Here is a 23,483-nt window from a genome sequence, read left to right as displayed (position 1 = left end):
CTTCCTCCATTAAATTAGACATTTGAGGGTTCATACTTTGTAAATGTTTTAGACGCTCCCCATGTGAGGATAAAGGCAGTTACACTTCCGCCAAAGAAAAAGAGCAAAGCAGGAATGGTTATAAAAGTTACATAGTGAACAAATAATAATATGGCAATCAATGCAATCGTTAGTATAGGATGAATGACTCCTATCACAAATGCCCATTTAATATTCTGTAAGGTGCTTATATTAAAATGTACAAAGATTGGGAACGAATATAACAATACAATCAGTAAAACTATAAATAACGCAATTACCCCATAGCTAGCCACAAAGTAAACCATATTCTCCTGAGCTCTTAAAATTTGCAGCTCGATATATAGTAGGTATCCTATACCGGCAAGTATGTATCCGAGTAGATTAGCTTTAAAAAATTCTTGACGATAAGATTTCCAAAAGGTTTGAAATACGGGAATATCGGTATCTCCAGAAACCCATTTTCTTACTACTGCAAACATACCCGCCGTTGCAGGCATGAGCCCAAAAAAGAACAAGCCTACTAGTGTGAATACAAACCAAAGTATGTTCAAGTATGCTAACCTCATTGCCCATACTGCGAACTGATAGTATCCATTAACAAAACTGTTCATAGTAGACTCTCCCTTCTATGTTTATATTGAAAAGCGTAGGCGCCTATTCCTGCCCCGACAGGCAAATGGAAAAAAGCGAGGAGGCAGCTCTTCAGCCACCGTAGCTTTTAACCATTTGACCCGAGGGGCAAGGCGCCGAAGCCAGACACCATGAAAAGCGGAGGCGCCTATCCCTGCCCCGACAGGCAAATGGAATAAAGCGAGGAGGCAGCTCTTCAGCCACTGCAGCTTTTAACCATTTGACCCGAGGGGCAAGGCGCCGAAGCCAGACACCATGAAAAGCGTAGGCGCCTATCCCTGCCCCGACAGGCAAATGGAATAAAGCGAGGAGGCAGCTCTTCAGCCACCGCAGCTTTTAACCATTTGACCCGAGGGGCAAGGCGCCGAAGCCAGACACCATGAAAAGCGTAGGCGCCTATCCCTGCCCCGACAGGCAAATGGAATAAAGCGAGGAGGCAGCTCTTCAGCCACCGCAGCTTTTAACCATTTGACCCGAGGGGCAAGGCGCCGAAGCCAGACACCATGAAAAGCGGAGGCGCCTATCCCTGCCCCGACAGGCAAATGGAATAAAGCGAGGAGGCAGCTCTTCAGCCACCGCAGCTTTTAACCATTTGACCCGAGGGGCAAGGCGCCGAAGCCAGACACCATGAAAAGCTATTCTTTAATCGAACCGATTAATACACCTTGGACAAAGAACCGTTGTAAAAATGGGTAAACAATTAGTAGTGGCAAAGAGGAGATAATGATGACCGCATATTTAATAAGGCCACCTGTCCTCACCTGTTGGATGAGCGATTCAGTTTGCTCCCCAGATCCTTCACCTAGTTGTGCCTGATTTACTACTAAAATTTCCCTCAAAATGAGCTGCAGAGGATATTTATCCCGATCAGACAAATAAATTAACGCATTAAAATATTGATTCCATAAGCCAACTGCATGGAACAATGCCATAACCGCTATAATTGGCAATGATAGTGGTAATACAATTTTGATAAACATATAAAAATCAGATGCTCCGTCAATTTTAGCCGCTTCTACTAACTGATCTGGAATACTACTTTGGAAGAAAGTTCTCGCTACTAAAATAGACCAAGCCCCAACCACTCCAGGTATTACAATAGCCCAAATGGTATCAAGCATTCCTAAATTTTTAATCACTAAATAAGTTGGAATCAAACCACCGCTGAACATCATTGTGAATAGAACAAACCATAAGATATACTTACTTCCCATCAACTCTTTTCTAGAAAGTGCATAAGCACATGGCAATAGCACAAATAAATGGAGAAGTGTTCCTACTGCGGTATATAAAATGGTATTGCGATACCCTAACCAAATAGAGTCATTTTGTAATATTTTTCTATACCCTTCAAACGTAATATCAACTGGCCATAACCACATTTTCCCTGAGCTTACGGCTAAGGGATCACTTATGGAGGCACTGATAACAAAGACAAGTGGATAAACTATTAAAATGACGATGAACGTTAAGAATATTTTGTTTAGCACGTCAAAGCCTTTATCAGACAAACTAACTTTTTTCATTTGAACCCCTCCTTACCATAAGCTGTTATTGCTAGTTTTTCTTGCAACATAATTGAAGGTTATTAATAAAGCTATGTTAATGATGGAGTCAAATAAACCAATAGCTGCTGCAAAACTATATTGACCTTCTAGTAACCCAGCTTGATATACATAGGTTTGTATGACATCTGAGGTTTCAGAGTTCAAGCTATTTTGTAATAATAAAACTTTTTCAAATCCTACAGACATAAAACTACCAATGTTTAAAATTAGAAGCACGACAATTGTTGGAAAAATGCCCGGTATGTTGATATGTAGAATTCGTTGTAATTTGGACGCCCCGTCGACTTCTGCTGCTTCATGTAGTTCTGGGTTAATGCCCGCTAATGCAGCTAAGTAAATAATGGAGCTCCATCCTAATGTTTGCCATACTCCAGACCAAACAAATATATGTCTAAACCAACTAGCCTCATCTAAAAAGCGAATTTGTTCCCCGCCAAATAGAGTAATGATTTGATTGACTAAACCGTTTACAGGATCCAAGAAAATAACAATCATCCCAACTACTACAACTACGGATATAAAGTGAGGAGCATATGTAAGTGTTTGAGCCCATTTTTTAAAAGCACCATTTTTCAGCTCGTTTAATGAAAGGGCCAAAATAATTGGCAAAGGGAATAATAACAATTGATATAGACTAAGAATGATTGTATTTTTTATTAATCTCCAAAAGTAGTATGAATCAAAAAAGCGCGTAAAATGATCAAATCCAATCCATGGACTTCCCCAAATCCCTTGATTAGCCATAAAGTTTTTAAAGGCTATTTGTACTCCATACATAGGAACATAGTGAAAGATTAAAAAATATAAAAGCGCAGGAAGTAAGAAAACATAGAGCTGCCAGCTTTTTAGGAAATTTCTTTTGATTTTAGCAAAACGACTCACTTTCGGAACAACCCCATGCTTTGCTTTTGTTTCATTAATGTGCATATTTTTACCCCCTTCTCCCCGTTTTTCTAATATTGCAGAGGAAGATACTTCCTCTGCAAATTAGAAAGCAACTCATTTATTAATCTTTGTATCTTTCATACGCCTTTTGTTGAAGCTCCATGAAGTCCTTTAATCCCATTTTTTCAATGGTTCCCACATAAGAGTCCCATTCAGTTAAAGGAGTTTCTCCTGTTATAAATTTCGCTTGCATTTCTTGTACGTATTTATCAATATCTGCTTTTAAAACTGATACTCGATCATTTTCCTCTGCAGTATAGGTAAAGTTAGGCCATACTTCATCTATTAAATATGGTTCAAGCTCTTTCGTAGCCTCTTTATCACCTGGTGCATTCTCTGATCCAGTGAAGTAATCATCTGTAATCATTACGGGATGATTTCCACCTGGATTGATTAAATATTTTGCTAGTTCTTGTGTCATAGTAAGTCCGTCTTTACTATTTGTGATTTTATCTAATAGCTTCGGTCCATCAGCTGTTTGTTCAAATGTTTCTCCTTCAATTCCCATGAAGAACATTAAAGCTCCCTCATCACTGTAGAAATGATCTAACCATCTTACCGTTTCAGCAGGGTATTTATTTTCACTCGTAATAGCAAAGTTCCCTAAATCTCTTAATGGAGAGGTAATTCCTGTGTATAATTTTTCCCCACTCGGGCCAGCTAGTGCATTACCTACCACATAGTCCTTACCGATTTCTTCTCCAAATAGTTCAACAGGGTTGTAGAATTGAGTAGCTCCATACAACTCCTCAGCTGCAGCTGCCAAATATTTAGGTACGTCAATGGAGTAAATTCCTTGATCGATTAAGCCCTCTGAGTATAATTTATGCATATACTCTAACATTTCTTTATACTCTGGAGCAGTTGGGAAGAAACGAAGCTCACCAGCTGAGTCGGTATCAAGTAAGGTGTGAAGAGATCCTTTGTTTTGTACACCGAATGCACCGGAAATCCAATGTAGTATACGAGTCATAGAAACACTACTTAAAGGAATCTCGTCATTTTTTCCATTTCCATTCAAGTCAGTTTCTTTTACTGCCTTCAAGTAAGCATATAGCTCATCTAAATTCTCAGGGTTTTTCATACCTAATTGATCTAACCAATCTTGTTTGATCCAAGGCTTAGCACCTATTAATAGAGAAGTGAACTCTGGTGAATAAATAGTAGGGAACGAATAAATATTCCCATCTGGGAAAGTAAGTCCTTTCTTAATTTCCGGATTTGCTTCTAACACTTTACTTAGGTTAGGTGCATAATCCTCAATTAAGTCGTTTAATGGAATAAATGTGCCTTGTTGGCCGTATTTCTGTAAATCCCCTACTGGAATTGTTGCCGCATAAAACACGTCAGGCAATGTTCCACTAGCTAAAGCAAGATTTCGTTTTTCTTGTAATCCATCGGCTGGTACCTGCTGCCAGGTGATATCTATATTTGACATTTTTTCATATTCATTAAGTATTAATACATCGTTCCAGTCATCAGCTGTAGTAGCTGACTTACCAGCAAAAATGTCCAATTTAATTGTTTCGTTTACAATGGGCATTCCAGTTTTGTTAAAATTTTTGCTATCTGGTTCTACAGTACCTTTTGCTTCATCATCCGAACATGCTGCTAAGGCTAATGCTGCTATAAGTGCTAACGAAATTATCTTTTTACCTCTCATTTGTAATACCCCCTAGTTTTTTTAAAATAGTCAATGCGCTATTTCTGTAAACATATCTTCCCTCCCTGCTTATGTATCCCTCACCCCCTAAAATGTCTGATTTTCAAGTAAAGTTACTGGAAGTTTTCCACTAACGGAGACTTTTCCAAATATTGCTTGAGCTGCGGTTCTTAGTGCAAGATAAGTAAACTCGTAGGTTGCTAAGTATGCAGCTACCTTTGGGAAAAACCTTAAATCATACGGATTTCTCATTGCTACACCAACAATCGGAATATCTATTTTTAAAAGTCTATTAAACAACTCCATCTCAGAACTTGAACCCGAGACGGAAAGAGTACCAATAACAATTACATCAAATTCTTTTGCTCTTTGAATGAGTAAATCCATATCATTTAGAGTGAATGATTCAGGAAAATCATAAGCCTCTACTTGATCACTAAATTCCTTCATTGCATCACTTAGTGTTGTTTTTATTTCCTTTACATCCTCAACACCGTAAATAGTTTGGTTAGGTGGATTAATTACTAATATATTTTGATCCATCTTTAAAGGAAGTAGGCCCTCATTCTTCACGATTGTAATGCTCTCTTTAAATACCTTCTCAGCTAATATTTTATGTTCTTCACTACCAAGGGAAACAAACTCGGAATGGAAGGGAGTGTTTTCCCAAGACAAATATTTTTCCTTAAGTCTATTAATGCGATTAAGGGAAGCCTTTAAGCTCTCTTCTTGTAATACACCCTGAGCTAAGGCTAGCTCTAATTCCTTTATCGTACGTAGCTGTACTTCATGTGTATGTGAGACCATTACTAAGTCTACGCCTGCATTAAGGGCCTCAACGGCACCTTTTTCAGTACCAATTGTTTCTGAAATTGCCTTCATTTCCAGACAATCTGTTGTGACCACACCGTCAAATCCAAGTTCCTCTCTCAACAGCCCACTAATCACTTTTTTGGACAAAGTAGCAGGGACATTTTCTCCATCCTCAATTGCAGGAAAATAAACATGAGCAGACATAATAGTATCTGCCCCTTCTGCAATGCAAGCTTTGAATGGTACAAGCTCTACTTCATCTAACCTTTCTCTTGTATGACCAATCACCGGTAAGGATAAATGAGAATCTACATTTGAATCACCGTGGCCTGGGAAATGCTTTAGCGTAGTGATCACTCCAGCACTTTGCAATCCCTTCATCGCATTTTTTCCAAATTCAGCTACTAAATGTGGATTTTCTCCAAAAGAACGAACCCCAATAACCGGATTATCCGGGTTATTATTTACATCTAGTACAGGTGCTAAATTCCAATTAACCCCTAACTCTTTTAGCTCTTTTCCAGTGGCAAGGCTTATATCAAAAGCATTTTCTGAGTTTTCCGTTGCCCCAATGGACATTGCTCCAGGGAATGTAGTTGCACCTTTCCCCAATCTACGCACTACCCCATTCTCTTGATCCAAGCAAATCAGAAGAGGATATTCATAGCCTGCTTTTTGTGCTTCACGCTGAAGAGAAGAGGTTAAATTTAAGAGTTCCTGAGGTGTTCCAACATTATGACTGAACAATATAATTCCACCAATTCGGTGTCGATGGATCTGCTCAACGATACTCTTTGGTGCAATTTTCCCTTTAAATCCTACAACCATTAATTGTCCAACTTGAATAGACGCAACCTGTTGACTCAAATAAACACCTTCTTTATATTAATCAATTTAAAAAATAGTTCTCATAAAAACAACTTTTCTATTAAGTCTGAATATTAAATAACATATCATATTTATTTTGAAAATGAAACATGATTTTTGAAATTTATAATTATTTTCGTTTTAATATTTCAATTTATGTTTTAATAAAGATAGATTTCATCCATATAAAAAACCTGAAGCCTAAACGGCTTCAGGTTTTGAATAGCTTACTTTTTGGTTTTTGTTTCCTCGGCATTCTTGCTTTCCATCCCTGTGTAAGAAATAGATGTTACACCATAAGTGTAACGCTTATTCGGATCCACGTTCTGATCTTGAAAGTTAGCAAAGCCGTTTTGGTCAAAAACTACCCCGACAATATTTTTAGGGTCATTGTAATCCCCAGCGTGATTGCCCTCGAAGCGGTAAATCACATATTTCCTAGCATCTTTCCGCTTCTTATTGTCGATTGATATTTGAACAGAGTTCCCATCATTTTTAGCAGTCACTAGTATAGGTTTTTTAGGTTCTTCTGCTCCGTTCCATGGAGTAGGAGGGGTTAAGGATTTTGTCTGATAAATTTCATTTTCTACTATATCAGCATAGCCAAGCTTATTTGCAAGGATATCCCGGAGAGTAAAATGCATTTGGCCCATCGTCTTTCCATTTATACGGTTGTCCAAAATTTGCTCTGGTAATTCATACGGATTGTCCCACGCCGTATCAAAGTTAGCATTTACTTTGTAATCTGCCATTCCAATGTAAAGATTTATCGGATATCCTTCTGTTTGTCTACTCCACCACTCTAGAAGTACCGAATAGTTTGCTATAGCCAACTGACGAGACCAGTATACTTGCGGTGTAATATAGTCTATATACCCTGATTGAATCCACTTTCTACTGTCTGCGAAAAGTGAGTCATAGTGTGCAGATCCATTTGTCTCGCTTCCATTCGGATCATCCTTACTATTTCTCCAAATTCCTGATGGAGAAATACCAAATTGTACCCAAGGCTTAATTTGTTTGATATTACTATTAATATGTTGAACTAGCTCATTCACATTATTACGTCTCCAGTCACCGATGTCGTTAAAGTCAGTACCATACTGTGCGTATGTTGCAGCGTCATCAAAATTAACTCCTGGATAGAAATAATCATCCATATGAACCGCATCCACGTCATAATTTGACACTAGTTCTTTTACAGTGTCTATTAAGTAACTTTGGACACCTGGAATTCCTGGATTTAAGTAATATTGAGTCCCATGCTTAACTACCCATTCAGGATGAATAGAAGCTATATTATTTGATGCTAGTTCCTCTAGTTTTTGATTAGCCATCGTAACTCGGTAAGGATTGATCCAAGCATGTAACTCCATACCATGTTCATGTGCAGTATCTAGCATAATTTGCAACGGGTCGTACCCTGGGTTTGTCCCTTGCTTACTACCTGTGATGTAACGTGACCAAGGTGCTAACTCAGATGGATATAATGCATCTGCAGTTGGTTTAACTTGAAAAACAACCGTATTAAAATTTTTTCTTTCTAACTCTTTGATGGTAGAGCGAGCCCATGATGTATAAGCAGCTTCATCCATACCTGGCTTCAAGTCTATATTTGCTACAGTAGAAATCCATGAAGCTCTCATTTCAACCTTAGGAGAGATTGTACTCACCGCACTTCCTGTTTCGATACTTGTAAAGAATAGAGTAAACGTAAGTAACACAGCAATAAAGGCTTTAAAATACCTTCTGTTCATTCTTTTCCTCCTCTTTCCAATTTATATTTTATAAAACTAAAAAATACCCTCCTTTTCCATAAGATTTATATAATACTAAGTTATTAGTGTGATGCTAGAGAAGGAAAATCTATAATTCACTACCACATGTAATTGTGGTTTCTTCTTGGCTCACTTTCTCCACTTTAGATACTTATTACCGCTACAAAACTATTACTTCACAACACTATTACTCAAAATAACTAAATTTTACAAAATATTAGCAATAATTTGTATATTATTTGAATTGATAAAAAAAGTCAATATAATTCTTTTTAAATAAAATATAGTTTCATTATTTTCCAATAAAAAAACTCATTAATTACTACTTAAACTTAAGTGTAACGAATGAGTTTCTTATATTTATGAAATAAAGATTTATTTTCCTTTGAAAAACGCGAGAAATTAACTTAAGGCTTTTCTATCGAATTTTCTATTGTCTCAATAAATTCCAACAAGGAATTTAAATGCACGTTTTCTTCCCCAAACATAATTTTAATAAAATCAATGTACGCCATTGCAACCTCTTCATTTTTGTACCCTTGCCAGTCAAAAGGAAAAAGAGCATATGCATGGCGGTGTAAAAGCTCCGTCGTAAGCATTTGTTTAGACGGGTCTTTTTGAAGATATTCTTGTACATGCTGATTTATTTCTTCCATTCGATCTACTCCTGTTTGAGGAGGAGGAGAAGAAGGATTTACCTGCTGAGTCAAACCAAACTTACTAATTGTGATAGTATCAGTAATTCCAGCACTACCCAAAAGTAAAAGTGCTAGTGTTTGAACGGTCGGAGAAACGTCAGGATATTCTACAATTGCCTTAATTTCAGGAATAGCTGAATGGATGTCTTTATAAAAAGCTTGCTGTAGGATTTGCTCCTGTTCAACAAAGCTTAGTTGTTTAAACGTTTTTAACTCAAGTTGCTCCTTCTCAATAGGTATAAGAGCATTTCCCTCATTATCATCTATAAGCGGTTGCTCATTAGCAAGGCGATTACTTAAATCTTTTAGCTGATTAAAATTGGTCTTTCTTTCATCTGAAAAATTATATTCAGTTAAAATTCGGTTAATCACTTGATTTAACTCGTAATACTCCTTTAAATCTAATAATATAGTCAAATAAAGCTCTACTATCTGTTCAAAAACCGGAGATTTTTCTTCTAGTAGGCCCTCACATATTTGCTTTGCCTCTTTGGCCCTCCTAGTTTCTAACAAGGTAAGCACATAAACACTTAGAATCACATCATCGAGCACCACATATTTCTTCGCTTCGTCAAAGCAAGCTGCTGCTTTAACATAATTATTAGCCTCCGCATAGGCAAGCCCATCACTTATTAATGTGTCCACCATTCCCGGAAACACAATTACATTTTCATTTGTTTGGAGGTTATGTTTTTTCTTCTTCAATATATTCAGCCGCCTTTTATATTCACTATGTATATGTATTATTTTATACTAACTCTTACTTATGTACTAACTACAAACTGTAAAAAAGGCAATTCATTTATAATCGCAAGAAATAAAATCAGCCTGGTTATATTTTACCTATTATAAAAATAACTATGTGAGAAATTAACGTTATTAAGATAGGGTATTATTATTATTATATAAAAATAAAAGGATATCCCTAAATAATTCTTTCAAGGAATACCCTTTCAAACACTCACTTATTTATTGAAGCTATCTTCTTGTCTACTAATTGTATCATTCATCGGAAAGTCTTAGTTTTCTTTGGCTTTTTGTGTATGGTTTTTTTCCGTATTTGGAGGCTGCTCCTGGAAACTATTAGGCTGTCTAGTATCTTTTTCATCTTTGGGATGAGCAGAATTACCTTGCTCTTGAAAGCTATTTGGTTGTCTCATATCTTTTTGTTCGTTTTTTTGTTGCATTAAGATTTCCTTCTTTCTCTAGATGGATTTACTATATATATTCCCTTTTAGAGATTAGTGAAACCCTTAGAGAAAAAATTAAGCCATCTGTATATAGATTACAGATGACTAGGACTTACGCGATTTGTTCATTGTTTTCTTCCATAAGACTGTTATAAATAGAAAAATCAGCCTCGTATGAATCTATATAGGTAGACAAGCTATGTTTTTTAACAAATTCTAAATGAACAGGATCTACTATTTTATATGTTTCGTTAAGTGTCCCCGCATTAGTCCAGGCTGTTTCCTCAAAGACAAGATTCATTTCATGTTCTTCCAAAATCACAGATAACATTTCTAAATTATTGTAAATTTCTTTTATCGAATGATTTCGTTTCATATGAAAAATTTCTTTTGTTCGCTCCAGAGTATTCATTAATGCAACACGATCCATGGCATGACCTAGCTCATGCATTGTTAGTATTTTAACATATAACTCCATTGTTAAAGAGCAAGGCATCTCTTCTATGGCTATAAATAATCTGTGCAAATCTACTCCGATATAATTGCCTATAAAGTTGTAGCTCATATTAATCCCTGAATTGTCTTTATAAACCTCCATTGTCATGTTAACCGAGTGCACTGTTGAATGGATTATTTCTTCTATATTATTTTGTGTTTTAACATCTGTCATTTTGTTTCTTTTTTACCCCTTGTAAGTTTATTCTAAGGACGAGTTTTCAATGAGTAATACTATATAACAACAACTAAAATTTTACAATATTTTAGCATATAATCTTCAAGCACAATTCAAGTAAGTGCATAATGAGCTTAATATGCTTTTTAATAAGCAATTAGAAGTGATTTTCACTTATCTGTATCATTATCCATGGGCACGCTAGTTGCGATCTCTTTTTACCTTTTACAATGCAGTTTGGATACTATACCTAACATTAAATCGTTATGAAGTGACTAATGAAGATGTAATTATACTTATATCATTTCCGAGGAAATAAACAATATTCTATCTTTGAATACAATAAGGAATTCTTTGTACCTTTGCTTAAAAGTCAATAACCTGCTTGTAAGTAGGTCTTATATAAAGTTCCTTACAACATTCTAATACAAAAAATACCCGAGTCATAATCGACTCGGGTATTTCAGATATGTTCTTCTTTTTGTATATCAGATTGTAGTAATTAGTTATTACCTTGTTGACGAGTTTCCCCGCCCTTACGTCCAATTTCCTTATAGACGTCTTTATTATGGTTACCGGTTGTTGCTTCTCCGCCTTTACGTCCGATTTCCTCGTAGAATTCTTGTCCGTGATTATTGGATGTGGCTTCTCCACCTTTACGTCCTGCTTCTTCTACAGACATTTTACCATTATTGTTTCCTCGATTGTTTGTAGCCATTAAAATCATCCTCCTAGTAATACTTAATACTCACTATTTAGATTCTTTTTTAAATTTCATCTTACTATAATTTGATCTGGGATTAATTATTGTTCGGTTTCGTATAACTTAGGTTTAGTTGTTACTATTGTTGCCGGAATTACTTTGTGACTCTCCGCCTTTACGGCCAATTTCCTTATAAAAGTCTTTGTTATGATTATCGGAAGTGGCTTCTCCACCTTTGCGTCCGATTTCCTCGTAAAATTCTTGCCCAAGATTATTGGAGGTAGCTTCTCCACCTTTACGTCCTGCTTCTTCAAACGACATGTTTCCATTGTTATTTCTTCCGCGATTGTTTTGGTTGTTGTTAGCCATATTAATTCCTCCTTTTGCTTGTTTTGAGCTTTTATCTCAAGCTCACTAATCATATTCCCATCTAATAATTGCTGAAACATTTTCTTGTTAAAATAGTACCTTCCTCTTAAGTGTATAATTAAATTAGTATGTTTTTTAACTGTTCTATTACTTTTTTGAATGCACGTTGATTGTCTACATGTCTAAACGTATGAAATATATCTCCATGCTTACTAACTCTTTCTAAAACAATTGGAATTGTAAACAAAGTGGGACTCAGCTCTTTATTTACCTCATCCCAATTTACTGGAGTAGCAACATAGCCACCCACGTTACCGCGTGTAGAATAGGGAGCAATAATTGTTTTCCCTTCATGGTGCTGCACGTAATCCAGGTAAAGCTTGTTATCTCTATTTTTTTTCATGCGTTCAGTCGTAAAAAGGTTTGGCTCCTGCTCACATAGAAAATCGCAAACAAACTTAGTAAAAACCCTAGTGTTCTCGTAGGAGAAAATACCTTTAGGTAGTGGAATATAAATTTGCAATCCCTTTCCCCCTGATGTCTTAATAAATGAAACAAGAGAAAATTCATCGAAAATAGCTTTCATTCTAACTGCTGCTTCAACTGCCATCCAAAAATAATCCACGGACGGGGGATCTAAGTCAAATACAATTTCTGTTGGCATTTCTGTATCAACTGTTTGAAAAGGAATATGGAATTCTAGTGCTAGCTTATTTCCCAGCCAAAGAAGAGTTTCGATATTATTACAAATAACATACCTATTATCTTCAAAAAGTTTGGTTTCTACATATTTAGGGATGTTATCCTCCCAATTTTTTTGATAAAATCGTTCTTCCCTTATCGTTCCATGTGGGTATCTAATGACAGTCAAGAGTCTATTTTTTAAAAAAGGTATCATATAAGAAGAGACTCGTTGAAGGTAATAGAGATAGTCCTCTTTTCTAATATCATTTGAAAGCCATATAGGCTTGTCCGGATGAGTTACTTTCACTTTTTCGGGCAGAGGATATAACTGTAAATTAAATTGTCTTTTTGTACACTCAGCTGGTTCACAATCAAAATTAAATCGATGGAACCTTGGTTCTCTCAAACTTTTTCCATCAAAATCGATTGAAGCAATATCCACGCATATCGAAGGTTCTATGACCCACTTATTTTTCCCAACCATTTGACCGTTAGTATAAAAAAAGTTTTGAAGCGTTAGAAGCTCTTCTTCCTTTAGACCGTGGCTAAAGTTGACCACTTCTATTAATTTATCCTGTTCATAGATAGCTCCAAAAAAATAATTATTGTTCTTATCAAATGAGGTTAGGATGATGGTTGCAATCTTCCAATTTTTGATTTTGAGCCAATCAGTTGAACGCTTTCCAATAGTCCAAAAACTATTCTTTTTCTTAGCAACCATTCCTTCTCCATTATGAGCTACAATCCTTCCCCATAGTTGTTGACTCAATTTACTTTGTTCAATTATTTGTAGTCGTTTATTATTTTCACAATCAGCAGTAGGTAGACTAAGCTTCTTAAACATTAGACTAAGCTTCTCTCTTCGTGTAACAAGTGGAAGACTATGAATGCCATCTCCATTAATGGTCATGAGATCAAAAATTACTAGGTGGCAAGGGAATTTAGCAGCATGCTGTTCAATTGCATCTTTAGTTCTCATCCTGCCTCTTGTTTGAACGACTGTAAAATTACTCTTATAATTATTTACTAAATGTACAATCTCCCCGTCCATCACTATTGGTAAGTATGGTTTTATTTTGTCCTGAATGGAAATGCAAAATTGGATAATTTCTGGAAACATTTTATTAAGAACGTTCTCATTTCTACTTTTTATTATAGGTTCCTCATGCCATTCTAATATACATCGAAAACCATCATATTTAGTTTCATATATCCAATCCTCATCTAAAGGAATATCGTCACTAGGAGTTAAAAGCATAGGTTTAATATTTTTTCCTACTTTCTTTTTCATTAGCTTTTGATAAATTTATCTTCCTCATACATAAAAACTGTCGAAAGATATCATAGTAAGGGAAAAGAAAAGCAGGTGTAACACATATGCATACAGTTTGGAAAGGAAGCATCAGTTTTGGACTTGTCAATATTCCTGTAAAGCTTCATACTGCAACTGACAATAAAGATATTAAATTACGCCAACTTCATAAGGAATGCATGAAGCCTATTTCCTATAAAAAGGTTTGTGAGGGCTGTAGTGAAGAAGTGAAAGCTGAAGATATCGTGAGGGCTTACGAGTATTCTAAAAACAAGTTTGTCGTCTTGGATGATGAGGAACTTGAAAAGCTACGAAAGGAAAATGAGGATAAAGCCGTACAAATAATCGATTTTGTGAAACTAGAAGAAATTGATCCTATATATTTTGAAAAAAGCTATTTTTTAGCTCCTGACAATGGTGGCTCTAAGGCATATTCCCTTTTAAGAAAAGCTTTAGAGGAATCTGGCAAAATTGGCGTAGCTAAAATTATTATAAGAGCTAAAGAACAGCTAGCAGTTGTGCGTGTATACAAGGAATTGCTCGTCATGGAAACCATTCATTTCCCTGATGAAGTGAGAAAGGCTTCAGACGTTCCAAATATCCCACTTGACCAAACAGTCGTACAAAAGGAATTAGAAACTGCCTTGCTATTAGTCGATCAGCTAACTACTGAATTTAACCCTGAAAAATACACAGATGATTACCGCACTGCACTTATGGAATTAATCGAAGAGAAAAAAGTTAGCAGTCCGCCTATTGAAACGGACAGTAAACAACAGCCTGCAGCCGCATCAAATGTTACGGATTTAATGGCAGCGTTACAGGCTTCATTAGATAAAACAAAAAAGAAAAAGACGCCTGCTCGGAAAAGAACTCCAAAAGCAAAGACATCTTAAGCTTATTTTATATCAAAGCATACTTCCTAGATTCAATATACACATAATTTATTGAAAACAGCTTAAGCTAGTCCCAAGCTCTCTATATATTACGAGGGCTTTGTTTTGATTTTAGGAACTCCTTTAACCTACAATAAAAGGAGAGAGAATCATAAAAACTGACACTGTAGCAATAACATAAGTAACTGAATTGGGTAATTTTTTTCTTCCTTCTCCTTTATACCAACCTGAGAATTGAAGTCTATTCCTATATAGTACAAATAGTAATAATAAAATCGCCACGCCACCTAACCAAGAATAAGTTCCAACCTCGAACCTAATATAGAGTGCATTCAGTAAACCACTCAAAATTACACCAAGGATTGCAAAAATGAAAATGATACGAAGAATTTCTAAAAGCATTCTTATAAGCATTTAGATGCATCTCTCCTTTAAAATCACCTAGAAGGTCATCCTTTTTTAGTTTTACTTGTAGCCATAAAGATAATAATAAGTGCTATGATTGCTATAAAAGCAAGAACTATAATAGTAAATAAAAAACCAGGCTAGAGATAGTATAAAAAGTAGACATGTTAAAACACGACCTTCATACTTATAGAAAATAAAGGGAGCGTGTTTATTATGATAAGGACAAGTAGAGAAATGCGTGATTATCTGGTGAAATTGGTAATCGAAGATGGAAGAAAGGCAACCGAATTAGGATATGAACATGGGATCAAGCCGCAAAGAATTCGTGCCTGGGTAAGGGCCTACAACAAGAAGCAGGAGCTTTCAAATAATGAACAGCTCATCTCTTCTACAGAACTGAAAAGACGCATAGCAGAGCTAGAGAAGAACGAAAAAGAACTGAAGGAGGAAAATGAAATCTTAAAAAAGGCCATGCATGTCTTCGCCAAAGGCCACACGTGATATTTACGTTCATAGAGGAACATCAAAATGAGTTTCGCGTGGTGAAGATGTCTGAAGTTTTAAAGGTTTCAACTAGTGGTTATTACAAATGGTTGAGAGAAAAAGAGAAACGGAACAGAATTCAAGAGGAAAAAGAAGAAATCAACCAACTGATCCGAACCAGCTTCATTGAAAGTCATGGAACTTATGGCAGCCCGCGAATCGCAAAAGATTTGGAGGCGCAAGGTGTTCACGTGTGTGAGCGGACAATAGGGAAACGAATGAACGAGATGGGACTCCGTGCGACATCAGCGACCCCTTACGTGGTGACGACGGATTCCAATCACCAACATCCTATCTATCCAAATCTGCTTGAACGCAAATTCTTGGCGGAAGCACCTAATACCGTATGGGTAACAGATATAACGTATATCTGGACTATACAGGGGTGGTTATATCTGGCGAGCGTGATGGACCTTTTTTCACGAAAAATTATTGGCTGGAGTATTAGAGACAATATGAAAAAAGAATTACCCTTCGAAGCCCTCCAACAGGCAATTATGATAAGGGACCCAGGGGAAGGACTAATTCATCACTCGGACCGTGGATCGCAATATTGTTCGCAGGATTATACCGGATTATTGACCGAAAGAGAAATGAAGGGCAGCATGAGTCGCAAGGGAGATCCTTATGACAATGCCTGTATCGAGTCGTTCCATGCGACGATCAAGAAAGAGTTGATCTACCGCCATAAATGGGAGACGCGTGAGCAAGCAATCAAAGCGGTTGGGCATTATATTGACCAATTCTATAATACGAGAAGAAGGCATTCCACGTTGGGTTATGTGAGTCCTGTAGACTTTGAACAAGCGTTCATTAAAAGTTGTCTTTTGGCTGCAGGGTGAGAAAATCAGAGATGGTGGAAATAGGATAGGTATGGTTGTGACCTATCCTGTTTTCACCATCCCAGCAAGCGACAGCGCGGTAGTGGAAGAAAAAAAGTTGTGAATTAATTTGTCTACTTTCTTTACAGAAGACCAAGGCAATGCTATTGTTGGCATTCCGGCACCTCCATTTACCTAATATTAGCACAGTTATTTTACATTTCCCACCATATCTCAATTCCCTACAACAAACAAACGCGAAAATTCAAACATTCATCATTGTTTGAAATAACATGAATGTTTCTAACACAGGGGCAACTTCACAGGGGCACTTTATAAAGGAGATGTTTTATTTGCGCTTATGGCATCAACATTTACTAAGCTCTTTACCGAAATCCCAGCTGTTGGCACAATGGCGTGAGTTAAACAGTATTTTTGCGAAAGAAGATCGCCATATTTTAATAAACTATATCTATGACTACCCAAAAGATGATCTGTTTGCTTATACCCAATTGGTCTTACTGGAAATGCGTAAACGCAACATAAATATACGTACAGTAGACAAAATGGAAAAATATTTTGAAGGTCGCTCTTATAAAACGCTAGCAGATCCATTTGAGCATCATCATACGAAAGAATATTTAGAGATATGTTTTTTCAATCTAAAAGAAAAATTTATGCGTGGGCAGAAGGATTTTAATACTGAACAGTATGAATCCTTAATGTCCGTGTACAAAAAGGAAACGTGAATGTAAATACATTCACGTTTCCTTGAACCTTCATGTGTGTTTCTCATCCATGGCGAAAATCATTTTTTCTTCTTCAAACGATCCTCATAAAACACATTAAAGTTTGGATCCACCACGCCTATATTTAAATATCTAGCCTTGTAATCTCTTAATAACTCAAAGAATTTCTTGCTTAAAAATAGTAAGACAACTAAGTTTACGAAGGTAGGGATCGCTGTAGTAATATCAGCAAAGTACCATACCGCCTTCCCTGGCAGATTATACATCACAGCATAAACAACCATTAGGAATCCAGGTATTGGGTAAAGCCATTTAAACCAAAGCAAAATCTTATATTTTAACGTTAACTTCTTCTCATCTCCAAATACTTGTCTTAACAAAATTTCGTAATACGTATACCAGCCTGTAGATGTAGTTAGACCGAAAAGGAAAATAGAAATAGTGATTACATATCTACCAAACTCACCAATTCCAATTTCAAAAGCTGACAGTGTCAGCGCTGCTCCATCTAATCCTGATGACCAGACACCAGTGATAATTATAGTAAATGCTGTTATTGTACAAACGATAATTGTATCTACAAATACTTCTACTGCTCCCCACATTCCTTGTTTAATGGGATGACTAGTTTTAGCTGTTGAGTGAATCATTGGGGATGTCCCCCATCCAGCCTCATTACTATAAACTGCTCTTGCCACTCCCATGCGTATTACTTGAGCGATTGCAGCACCAGCAAATCCTCCTACTGCAGCAGTTCCAGTGAAGGCACTTTCAAATATTAAAGCAAAAACGGGAATAATCTCAGAGTAATTTTTTAAAATTATAAATAACCCCGCTAGCACGTAAAAAATACACATAAAAGGTACAAGTCGGCCAGCGATTTCTCCAATCCGTTTAATTCCTCCATAAATAATAATATAAATGAGAACTAGATAAATGAAGGATGCAGGAATCATACCTATATTAAATGAAGAACTTAATGCCTCGGAAATCGTATAATTTTGAAGCGTGATGAAGAATGTAGTAAAAATCCCAATGCCAAAAAGAATGGCAGGTATCTTCCAAAACTTAAAGTTTTTCTCTTCTCCTAGACCCTTCTCCATATAATAAGTGGGTCCACCAAAGGGCTGTCCTTTTTCATCTGTATTTCGATAATGGACTGATAAAGTTACCTCAACTGTTTTGGTAATCATCCCTAGTAAAGCAGTAAGCCACATCCACAGGACAGCACCCGGTCCACCAATAGCTATAGCGGTTGCGACACCGCCTATATTCCCAACACCGACGCTACCTCCTATCGCTGTGCTTACAGCTTGAAATGGCGTTAATATACCCTTTGTATCAGCTGATTTATCTTTCTTTTTAAATAGTTCCCCGAAAGTTACCTTGAAAATATGAGGCAGATAGCCAAATTGAAACAATTTACTTCCTATCGTAAAGTAGAGTCCTACAAAGAGAACTGTAAATATTAATGGTAAACCCCATAGCCATGCTACTATCGTTTCCAATAATGCTTCCATGCTGTAACCCCCTTATTCTATTATTTTCTATATTTTATTTCTCCGCCAATAATAGTCATTTCTACTTCTGTTTCTAAAAGTTGATCTGCATTTTCCATAGTAAATGGATTTTTGTTTAATACAGTCATATCCCCAAACTTTCCTCTTTCTAAAGTTCCTTTGGTATGTTCTTCATTAGTAGCAAAAGCCCCTCCAATAGTAAACATTTTAAACGCCTGATACATGGTAATTTTCTCTGCTTCATTATAGCCATTATGTACTTCCCCTATCTTTTTACGAGTAACGGCTGCATGAATTCCTAGCAAAGGATTTAATGGCTCTATTGGTGCATCAGAGCTACCCGCAGTGATTACACCTCGTTCAAGTAAAGTTTTAAATGGATAGGACATATTAGCACGAGTCTCCCCGATACGGTCGACAATCCAAGGATAATCGCTTGCTACAAATCGAGGTTGTACATCTATTATTCGATGAGGACTGCCCAGTCGTTCAATTAAGTCATTATTTAAAATAGACACATGTATTAGCCTATCTCTAAAAGCAACTGGCTTTAAATGGTCCAGGTTATCCAAAACGTCTATTAATGCCTGATCACCAATGGTATGCACTGCAATTGGCATGTTAAATTCTCTACAATTTTTCATAAGTTGCAAAAGCTCTTCCTTATCGTACATCGCGCTTCCATAATTACCTGGATTGTCCGCATAAGGCTCAGATAACAGCGCCGTTCTTCCTCCCAATGCACCATCAGCAAAAAACTTTATCGCCCCGATCGTCACCTTATCATTACCAAACCCAGCAGACATACCGGCATCCTTTAGTTCTTCCAGATATTTATAGTCCATTAATAGATTACTTCGTGGACCCATTCCTTCTTGATTGATAAGTTCATCAAAGAGCTTGTAAGTTTGCTTTGCACCATTCAAATATGTAGGATCGTTCGTATGAATACTTGTCATGCCAAATTTTAGAGCTTCCTTTAAGCCCAACTTTAAAGCAACTTTGAGCTGATCATAGCTTTTTGTTGGAATTTTTTCTGTAATTAAATCTGAGGCTGTCTCAAGCAATAATCCAGTCGGTTTATTCGTTTCCAAACTAGTTACGACTGTTCCTCCAAAAGGTACTTGCATATCCGAATGATACCCACTTTGCTCTAAAGCCTTTGAATTCACAAGGAAGGCATGACCACAAATTCTAGGTAAAAATAATGGTGACCCGGGTGAGACATAATCTAATTCTTCAATGGAAGGAATTTGCTTGTCGGGAAAAATATTTTCATCCCAGCCTCTACCTAAGATCCATTCACCAGGTTGAATAGAGCTAGCCTTGTTACTAATAACATTTAGTAGTTTCTCTTTCGTTTCAATTCCAGTCAGGTCTAACTCCTGTGCATTAATCCCTACACTCGAAATATGTAAATGACTGTCTATCAATCCTGGAAATACGTACTTACCATCCAAATCGATTACGGTCGTATGATCTCTCCCCCATTGAAGGAGCATATCCTCACTCGTTCCTAAATCTATAATTTTTTCATTTTCTATCACAATGGACTGGACAAGCGGCTCCTCCAAGTTCATCGTGAAAATGTTGCCGTTAGTATACATTATTCGCATCTACATTTTCCTCCCTTTTTCGTCACTACTTTATTCTAACAATTTATTTAATATTCAGATATATATTATTGAATTTTTATCGTGATTTTGATGAATAAAAGCAAATTAGAACTAGAAAGAAAAACCTTAGATAAATCTAATGTACTACAGTTTCCTTAGGAATCGGCTTAGACATTGTCTTTCTAACAATGAGACTCGTAGTCATTGCCACTGATAATATAGTCATAATCGAGAGTAAAAAAGAATCCATGGAAAGTAAAAGTCCTCCTACTACTAACACTAGTGAATCGATTACAAAGATATTAATCCCTACATTTACACCTGTTTTGGCACTTATAAACTGCGCGATTAAATCCGTTCCACCTGTACTTGTCCGGTACCTAAGCATGAAACCTATCCCGATGCCTACCATCGAACCACCGACTAAAGCACTTGGAACAGAATCGAAAACTACTAATGTACTGAAAGGTTTAAGTAAATCAATAAAAAAAGAAGAAATAATCATTCCGTGCAAACTATTATAGAAATACTCACGGTACTTAAACCAGGCAATCACAAATATTGGAATACTAAAAAATATAATAGTAGCACCTGTTTTAAAACCCCATAAATAATTTAAGATTAACCCTATACCTATTACTCCACCGTCTAATATCTCATAGGGGACTAAAAACATATTTATTCCAAGTGCGATAAAAATACTGCCAAAGATAATTACTAAACCCTTTTTAAATAAATACATATGAACCTCCATTGTCTGGATATGTATTTAATTTATGTACAGTAGGAGGACAAAATGTCTAAATCTTATTTGTTCTAAACAAAAAGAAGGTTAGTAGCGTCAAACACTACTAACTTTCTTTTTAGTGAACTATTATATACTTCTACTATGCTTTTGAAGATACTTTTCAATGTCGTTATATAAGCCACCTTGATTGGAATATCTAACATAATTCTTGGCTGTCCGTAGCCAATCCAATGTAGAAGGCTGCTGATTACTTAGTGCCTCCAGCATATCATCTGTACTTAAAGGTCTTTCGTTCCCAGTAGTTAAAATTTCAGAAAGGACATTTTCTGATGCTATTTCTATGACGTTTTCTATATCTGCACCAGAGAAAAACTCTGTTTTTTGGGCTAATAGCGCTACGTCAATTTTTTCCGCATACCGATCACTCAGTTTAAGCTGAAAGATTTGCTTCCTCGCTTCTTCATCGGGAGGTGCCACAAATATGAGTCTGTCAAATCTTCCGGGACGCTTGAGTGCATTATCTACATCCCACGGAGTATTAGTAGCAGCCATGACTAGCACTTCATCTGTACTTGTATCAATACCCTCCATTTCGGAAAGAAATGTATCGATTATCCCCCTATGAGTTGCAGAGGATTTAGAACGGCTAAAGCCGATTGTATCTACCTCATCAAAGAACATAATGCTTGGTTTCTGGAAGCGTGCTTTGTCAAAGATACCTTTTAAATTTCTTTCGCTAACACCTATGTAAGGATCAATGATGTCCGTAATATGCACCGGATAGAAGTTTGCTTTACATTCTCCCGCTGTTGCTCTCGCAATAAATGTTTTACCACAACCTGGAGGACCATAGAGCAGCACCCCACCACCTGATTTTTTCTTAAACTTTGCAAACAACCCTTTATTGTAAAAGGGACTAATGATACGGAGCGTGATCGTTTTCTTTAAATCCTCTAAGCCAGCGACGTCTTCAAAAGTAATATGGTGAGACTTCTTATTAACTACCTTAGGCTTTTCATCTCCATCGATTACCTTTAGTTTTGTCTTTAATAAACTCAGGTTATCTTTTTGTTCAACTAAATAATCTGCTTCTACTTCTTCCACTTCTTCTGATTCTACATTTTCCTGTACGTTAGTAGTAAAAACCATTTCATTGTTCACTGGTTTTTGCAAGTTCATACTTACGATAGATAACTCTTGAATTATTTCCTTTCGAAGTTCCTCGTCTTCACAGCAAGAAAGAGCAGTAGAGAGGGATTGCACTGCCTCAAAAAGATTTCCACTTTCTGCTTGTTCCTTCGCTAGCCAGTAATGTGCTTGAGGATCCTGTGGGCTTTTTTTTACCATTTCATGTAGCCACTCTATTTTTTCCACTTACTCACCTTCTCTTCTTTAATAATAACTTCACTATTGGTTCGGACACCCATATATAGATACAAAAAACCACATACAAGGAAAATAAAGCTCCTCCTGCAGTATCAAAATCTAATGAAAACAAGAGAATAGAGACACCAATGCCCACAATCCATGTATAGTGCATACCTATTTTATGAGCCCAGCGACTAATGGCTAGTAATGGATGGTTTATAATCTCTAATTCTTGAAGAATATTTAATAGCTTCTCATTATTCGGATCTAATGCAAATGCCTGGCGAAAATATTCCTCTGCCTCTTTTGTTTTATTTCGATTTTTGGCCGTTACCCCTAAGTGAAGAAGTTTGTTCAGTTCGTTATCATTTGAATTAATATAAGTTTGAATGGTATCTAAATGATCTTTTTCTTTTTTTTCGTCACCTTCGATTAAATAATGTAACCGTAGAATACGTCCGTCCTCAGGATCTAATTCAATCGCTTTTTTTATTAACCTCGAAGCCTTTTTGTTTTGACCTACACTCTTCATCAAATATGCATAGCTAGCATGAATATCTGCATTATTAGGATTCAGTCGAAGTGCTTCAAGAAATGCTTTTTCAGACTCCGGCCACTCTTCCATGGAATAATAGATTAAACCCAACAGATGAAAAGCAGATTCCTCATTTATACCTAATCGTAGAGCTTCTTTTACTTCCTTCTCAGCTAACTCAAAATTGTTTAGACTATAATGACTGTATCCAAGATAATACCAGGCTTTCTCATTATTCATGTGCTCATCCATATTATTCTCTAGCATTTCTATAACCTGTTCATAACGGTCCATTTGAAAATAATGTTCTATTAAATCAAATGAATTCATCTCTTTCTGAATCATTCTATAGTCACCTTCCCCAG

General features: G+C 36.5%; 22 protein-coding genes. 4 read left to right on the top strand and 18 right to left on the bottom strand.

All coding sequences use genetic code 11. The annotated features are described in order from the left end of the window. Positions 1-14: 14 nt before the first annotated feature. From MKX96_RS07970 to MKX96_RS07915, 12 genes are all read right to left on the bottom strand, one after another. Positions 15-632, bottom strand: coding sequence for a YesL family protein (locus MKX96_RS07970; protein WP_169359856.1), 618 nt, complete (start codon positions 630-632; stop codon positions 15-17). Positions 633-1,286: 654 nt separating this feature from the next. Continuing rightward, positions 1,287-2,177, bottom strand: coding sequence for a carbohydrate ABC transporter permease (locus tag MKX96_RS07965; RefSeq protein WP_340883128.1), 891 nt, complete (start codon positions 2,175-2,177; stop codon positions 1,287-1,289). 12 nt (positions 2,178-2,189) lie between these two features. Continuing rightward, positions 2,190-3,146, bottom strand: a complete 957-nt coding sequence (locus MKX96_RS07960) for an ABC transporter permease (protein ID WP_169359854.1) — start codon at positions 3,144-3,146, stop codon at positions 2,190-2,192. A 79-nt stretch (positions 3,147-3,225) separates the two neighbouring features. After that, complete coding sequence (locus MKX96_RS07955) at positions 3,226-4,827, bottom strand: extracellular solute-binding protein (RefSeq protein ID WP_169359853.1); 1,602 nt, start codon at positions 4,825-4,827, stop codon at positions 3,226-3,228. 87 nt (positions 4,828-4,914) lie between these two features. Then, positions 4,915-6,507, bottom strand: coding sequence for a glycoside hydrolase family 3 protein (locus MKX96_RS07950; RefSeq protein ID WP_340883127.1), 1,593 nt, complete (start codon positions 6,505-6,507; stop codon positions 4,915-4,917). A 227-nt stretch (positions 6,508-6,734) separates the two neighbouring features. Beyond that, positions 6,735-8,264, bottom strand: a complete 1,530-nt coding sequence (locus MKX96_RS07945; protein ID WP_340883126.1) for a glycoside hydrolase family 10 protein — start codon at positions 8,262-8,264, stop codon at positions 6,735-6,737. A gap of 428 nt (positions 8,265-8,692) precedes the next feature. Further along, entirely contained in the window at positions 8,693-9,688 is a 996-nt protein-coding gene (locus tag MKX96_RS07940; RefSeq protein WP_340883125.1) for a DUF3196 family protein, read from the bottom strand. Positions 9,689-10,002: 314 nt separating this feature from the next. After that, a complete protein-coding gene (locus tag MKX96_RS07935) occupies positions 10,003-10,170 on the bottom strand; it encodes a hypothetical protein (RefSeq protein WP_298471596.1) in 168 nt (55 codons plus the stop codon). 115 nt (positions 10,171-10,285) lie between these two features. Further along, a complete protein-coding gene (locus MKX96_RS07930) occupies positions 10,286-10,843 on the bottom strand; it encodes an integrase (RefSeq protein WP_340883124.1) in 558 nt (185 codons plus the stop codon). Between the two features lie 505 nt (positions 10,844-11,348). Continuing rightward, on the bottom strand, positions 11,349-11,564 hold the full coding sequence (locus MKX96_RS07925) for a KGG domain-containing protein (RefSeq protein WP_445678182.1): 216 nt from the start codon (positions 11,562-11,564) through the stop codon (positions 11,349-11,351). A gap of 114 nt (positions 11,565-11,678) precedes the next feature. After that, positions 11,679-11,918 carry a KGG domain-containing protein gene (locus MKX96_RS07920; protein ID WP_340883123.1) on the bottom strand — a complete coding sequence of 80 codons (240 nt, stop codon included), beginning with the start codon at positions 11,916-11,918 and terminating at the stop codon, positions 11,679-11,681. 118 nt (positions 11,919-12,036) lie between these two features. Next, positions 12,037-13,893 (bottom strand): DNA ligase D, encoded by a 1,857-nt coding sequence (locus MKX96_RS07915; protein WP_340883122.1) that lies wholly within the window; start codon positions 13,891-13,893, stop codon positions 12,037-12,039. A gap of 86 nt (positions 13,894-13,979) precedes the next feature. Between MKX96_RS07915 and ku the strand changes: the two genes are divergently transcribed. Next, complete coding sequence (ku, locus tag MKX96_RS07910) at positions 13,980-14,810, top strand: non-homologous end joining protein Ku (protein ID WP_340883121.1); 831 nt, start codon at positions 13,980-13,982, stop codon at positions 14,808-14,810. Positions 14,811-14,933: 123 nt separating this feature from the next. On the opposite strand, the gene MKX96_RS07905 is transcribed toward ku, so the two are convergent. Next, positions 14,934-15,224 carry a hypothetical protein gene (locus MKX96_RS07905; RefSeq protein ID WP_340883120.1) on the bottom strand — a complete coding sequence of 97 codons (291 nt, stop codon included), beginning with the start codon at positions 15,222-15,224 and terminating at the stop codon, positions 14,934-14,936. Positions 15,225-15,431: 207 nt separating this feature from the next. On the opposite strand from MKX96_RS07905, the gene MKX96_RS07900 reads away from it, so the two are divergent. The 3 genes from MKX96_RS07900 to MKX96_RS07890 all read left to right on the top strand — a co-directional run bounded on the left by MKX96_RS07900 (position 15,432) and on the right by MKX96_RS07890 (position 17,331). Beyond that, positions 15,432-15,719: a transposase gene (locus MKX96_RS07900; protein ID WP_340883119.1), complete on the top strand. Its 288-nt coding sequence runs from the start codon at positions 15,432-15,434 to the stop codon at positions 15,717-15,719. Beyond that, the gene (locus MKX96_RS07895) at positions 15,716-16,603 is read left to right on the top strand and encodes an IS3 family transposase (protein ID WP_340883118.1); all 888 of its coding nucleotides are present in this window, start codon (positions 15,716-15,718) and stop codon (positions 16,601-16,603) included. The genes MKX96_RS07900 and MKX96_RS07895 overlap by 4 nt, the downstream gene beginning before the upstream one ends. 332 nt (positions 16,604-16,935) lie before the next feature. Further along, complete coding sequence (locus MKX96_RS07890; protein WP_340883117.1) at positions 16,936-17,331, top strand: pyrimidine dimer DNA glycosylase/endonuclease V; 396 nt, start codon at positions 16,936-16,938, stop codon at positions 17,329-17,331. A gap of 59 nt (positions 17,332-17,390) precedes the next feature. Here the strand turns inward: MKX96_RS07890 and MKX96_RS07885 are convergent, their stop codons facing one another. The 5 genes from MKX96_RS07885 to MKX96_RS07865 all read right to left on the bottom strand — a co-directional run bounded on the left by MKX96_RS07885 (position 17,391) and on the right by MKX96_RS07865 (position 23,463). Then, positions 17,391-18,851 carry an alanine/glycine:cation symporter family protein gene (locus tag MKX96_RS07885; protein WP_340883116.1) on the bottom strand — a complete coding sequence of 487 codons (1,461 nt, stop codon included), beginning with the start codon at positions 18,849-18,851 and terminating at the stop codon, positions 17,391-17,393. Between the two features lie 20 nt (positions 18,852-18,871). Beyond that, positions 18,872-20,467 (bottom strand): amidohydrolase, encoded by a 1,596-nt coding sequence (locus MKX96_RS07880; protein ID WP_340883115.1) that lies wholly within the window; start codon positions 20,465-20,467, stop codon positions 18,872-18,874. Between the two features lie 136 nt (positions 20,468-20,603). Next, on the bottom strand, positions 20,604-21,209 hold the full coding sequence (locus MKX96_RS07875) for a YitT family protein (RefSeq protein WP_340883114.1): 606 nt from the start codon (positions 21,207-21,209) through the stop codon (positions 20,604-20,606). Positions 21,210-21,341: 132 nt separating this feature from the next. Next, on the bottom strand, positions 21,342-22,589 hold the full coding sequence (locus MKX96_RS07870; RefSeq protein WP_340883113.1) for an ATP-binding protein: 1,248 nt from the start codon (positions 22,587-22,589) through the stop codon (positions 21,342-21,344). 4 nt (positions 22,590-22,593) lie between these two features. Next, a complete protein-coding gene (locus tag MKX96_RS07865) occupies positions 22,594-23,463 on the bottom strand; it encodes a tetratricopeptide repeat protein (RefSeq protein ID WP_340883112.1) in 870 nt (289 codons plus the stop codon). Positions 23,464-23,483: the final 20 nt, after the last annotated feature.

Source organism: Psychrobacillus sp. FSL W7-1493 (assembly GCF_038004905.1).
Taxonomy (GTDB): domain Bacteria; phylum Bacillota; class Bacilli; order Bacillales_A; family Planococcaceae; genus Psychrobacillus.
This window is presented reverse-complemented; position numbering and strand designations above follow the sequence as displayed.

Excerpts from the sequence above, each read along its gene's own strand:
- MKX96_RS07970 (WP_169359856.1), bottom strand. The coding sequence starts at position 632 with ATGAACAGTTTTGTTAATGGATACTATCAGTTCGCAGTATGGGCAATG.
- MKX96_RS07965 (WP_340883128.1), bottom strand. The coding sequence starts at position 2,177 with ATGAAAAAAGTTAGTTTGTCTGATAAAGGCTTTGACGTGCTAAACAAA.
- MKX96_RS07960 (WP_169359854.1), bottom strand. The coding sequence starts at position 3,146 with ATGCACATTAATGAAACAAAAGCAAAGCATGGGGTTGTTCCGAAAGTG.
- MKX96_RS07955 (WP_169359853.1), bottom strand. The coding sequence starts at position 4,827 with ATGAGAGGTAAAAAGATAATTTCGTTAGCACTTATAGCAGCATTAGCC.
- MKX96_RS07945 (WP_340883126.1), bottom strand. The coding sequence starts at position 8,264 with ATGAACAGAAGGTATTTTAAAGCCTTTATTGCTGTGTTACTTACGTTT.
- MKX96_RS07935 (WP_298471596.1), bottom strand. The coding sequence starts at position 10,170 with ATGCAACAAAAAAACGAACAAAAAGATATGAGACAACCAAATAGCTTT.
- MKX96_RS07930 (WP_340883124.1), bottom strand. The coding sequence starts at position 10,843 with ATGACAGATGTTAAAACACAAAATAATATAGAAGAAATAATCCATTCA.
- MKX96_RS07925 (WP_445678182.1), bottom strand. The coding sequence starts at position 11,564 with ATGGCTACAAACAATCGAGGAAACAATAATGGTAAAATGTCTGTAGAA.
- MKX96_RS07920 (WP_340883123.1), bottom strand. The coding sequence starts at position 11,918 with ATGGCTAACAACAACCAAAACAATCGCGGAAGAAATAACAATGGAAAC.
- MKX96_RS07915 (WP_340883122.1), bottom strand. The coding sequence starts at position 13,893 with ATGAAAAAGAAAGTAGGAAAAAATATTAAACCTATGCTTTTAACTCCT.
- ku (WP_340883121.1), top strand. The coding sequence starts at position 13,980 with ATGCATACAGTTTGGAAAGGAAGCATCAGTTTTGGACTTGTCAATATT.
- MKX96_RS07905 (WP_340883120.1), bottom strand. The coding sequence starts at position 15,224 with ATGCTTATAAGAATGCTTTTAGAAATTCTTCGTATCATTTTCATTTTT.
- MKX96_RS07900 (WP_340883119.1), top strand. The coding sequence starts at position 15,432 with ATGATAAGGACAAGTAGAGAAATGCGTGATTATCTGGTGAAATTGGTA.
- MKX96_RS07885 (WP_340883116.1), bottom strand. The coding sequence starts at position 18,851 with ATGGAAGCATTATTGGAAACGATAGTAGCATGGCTATGGGGTTTACCA.
- MKX96_RS07880 (WP_340883115.1), bottom strand. The coding sequence starts at position 20,467 with ATGCGAATAATGTATACTAACGGCAACATTTTCACGATGAACTTGGAG.
- MKX96_RS07875 (WP_340883114.1), bottom strand. The coding sequence starts at position 21,209 with ATGTATTTATTTAAAAAGGGTTTAGTAATTATCTTTGGCAGTATTTTT.
- MKX96_RS07865 (WP_340883112.1), bottom strand. The coding sequence starts at position 23,463 with ATGATTCAGAAAGAGATGAATTCATTTGATTTAATAGAACATTATTTT.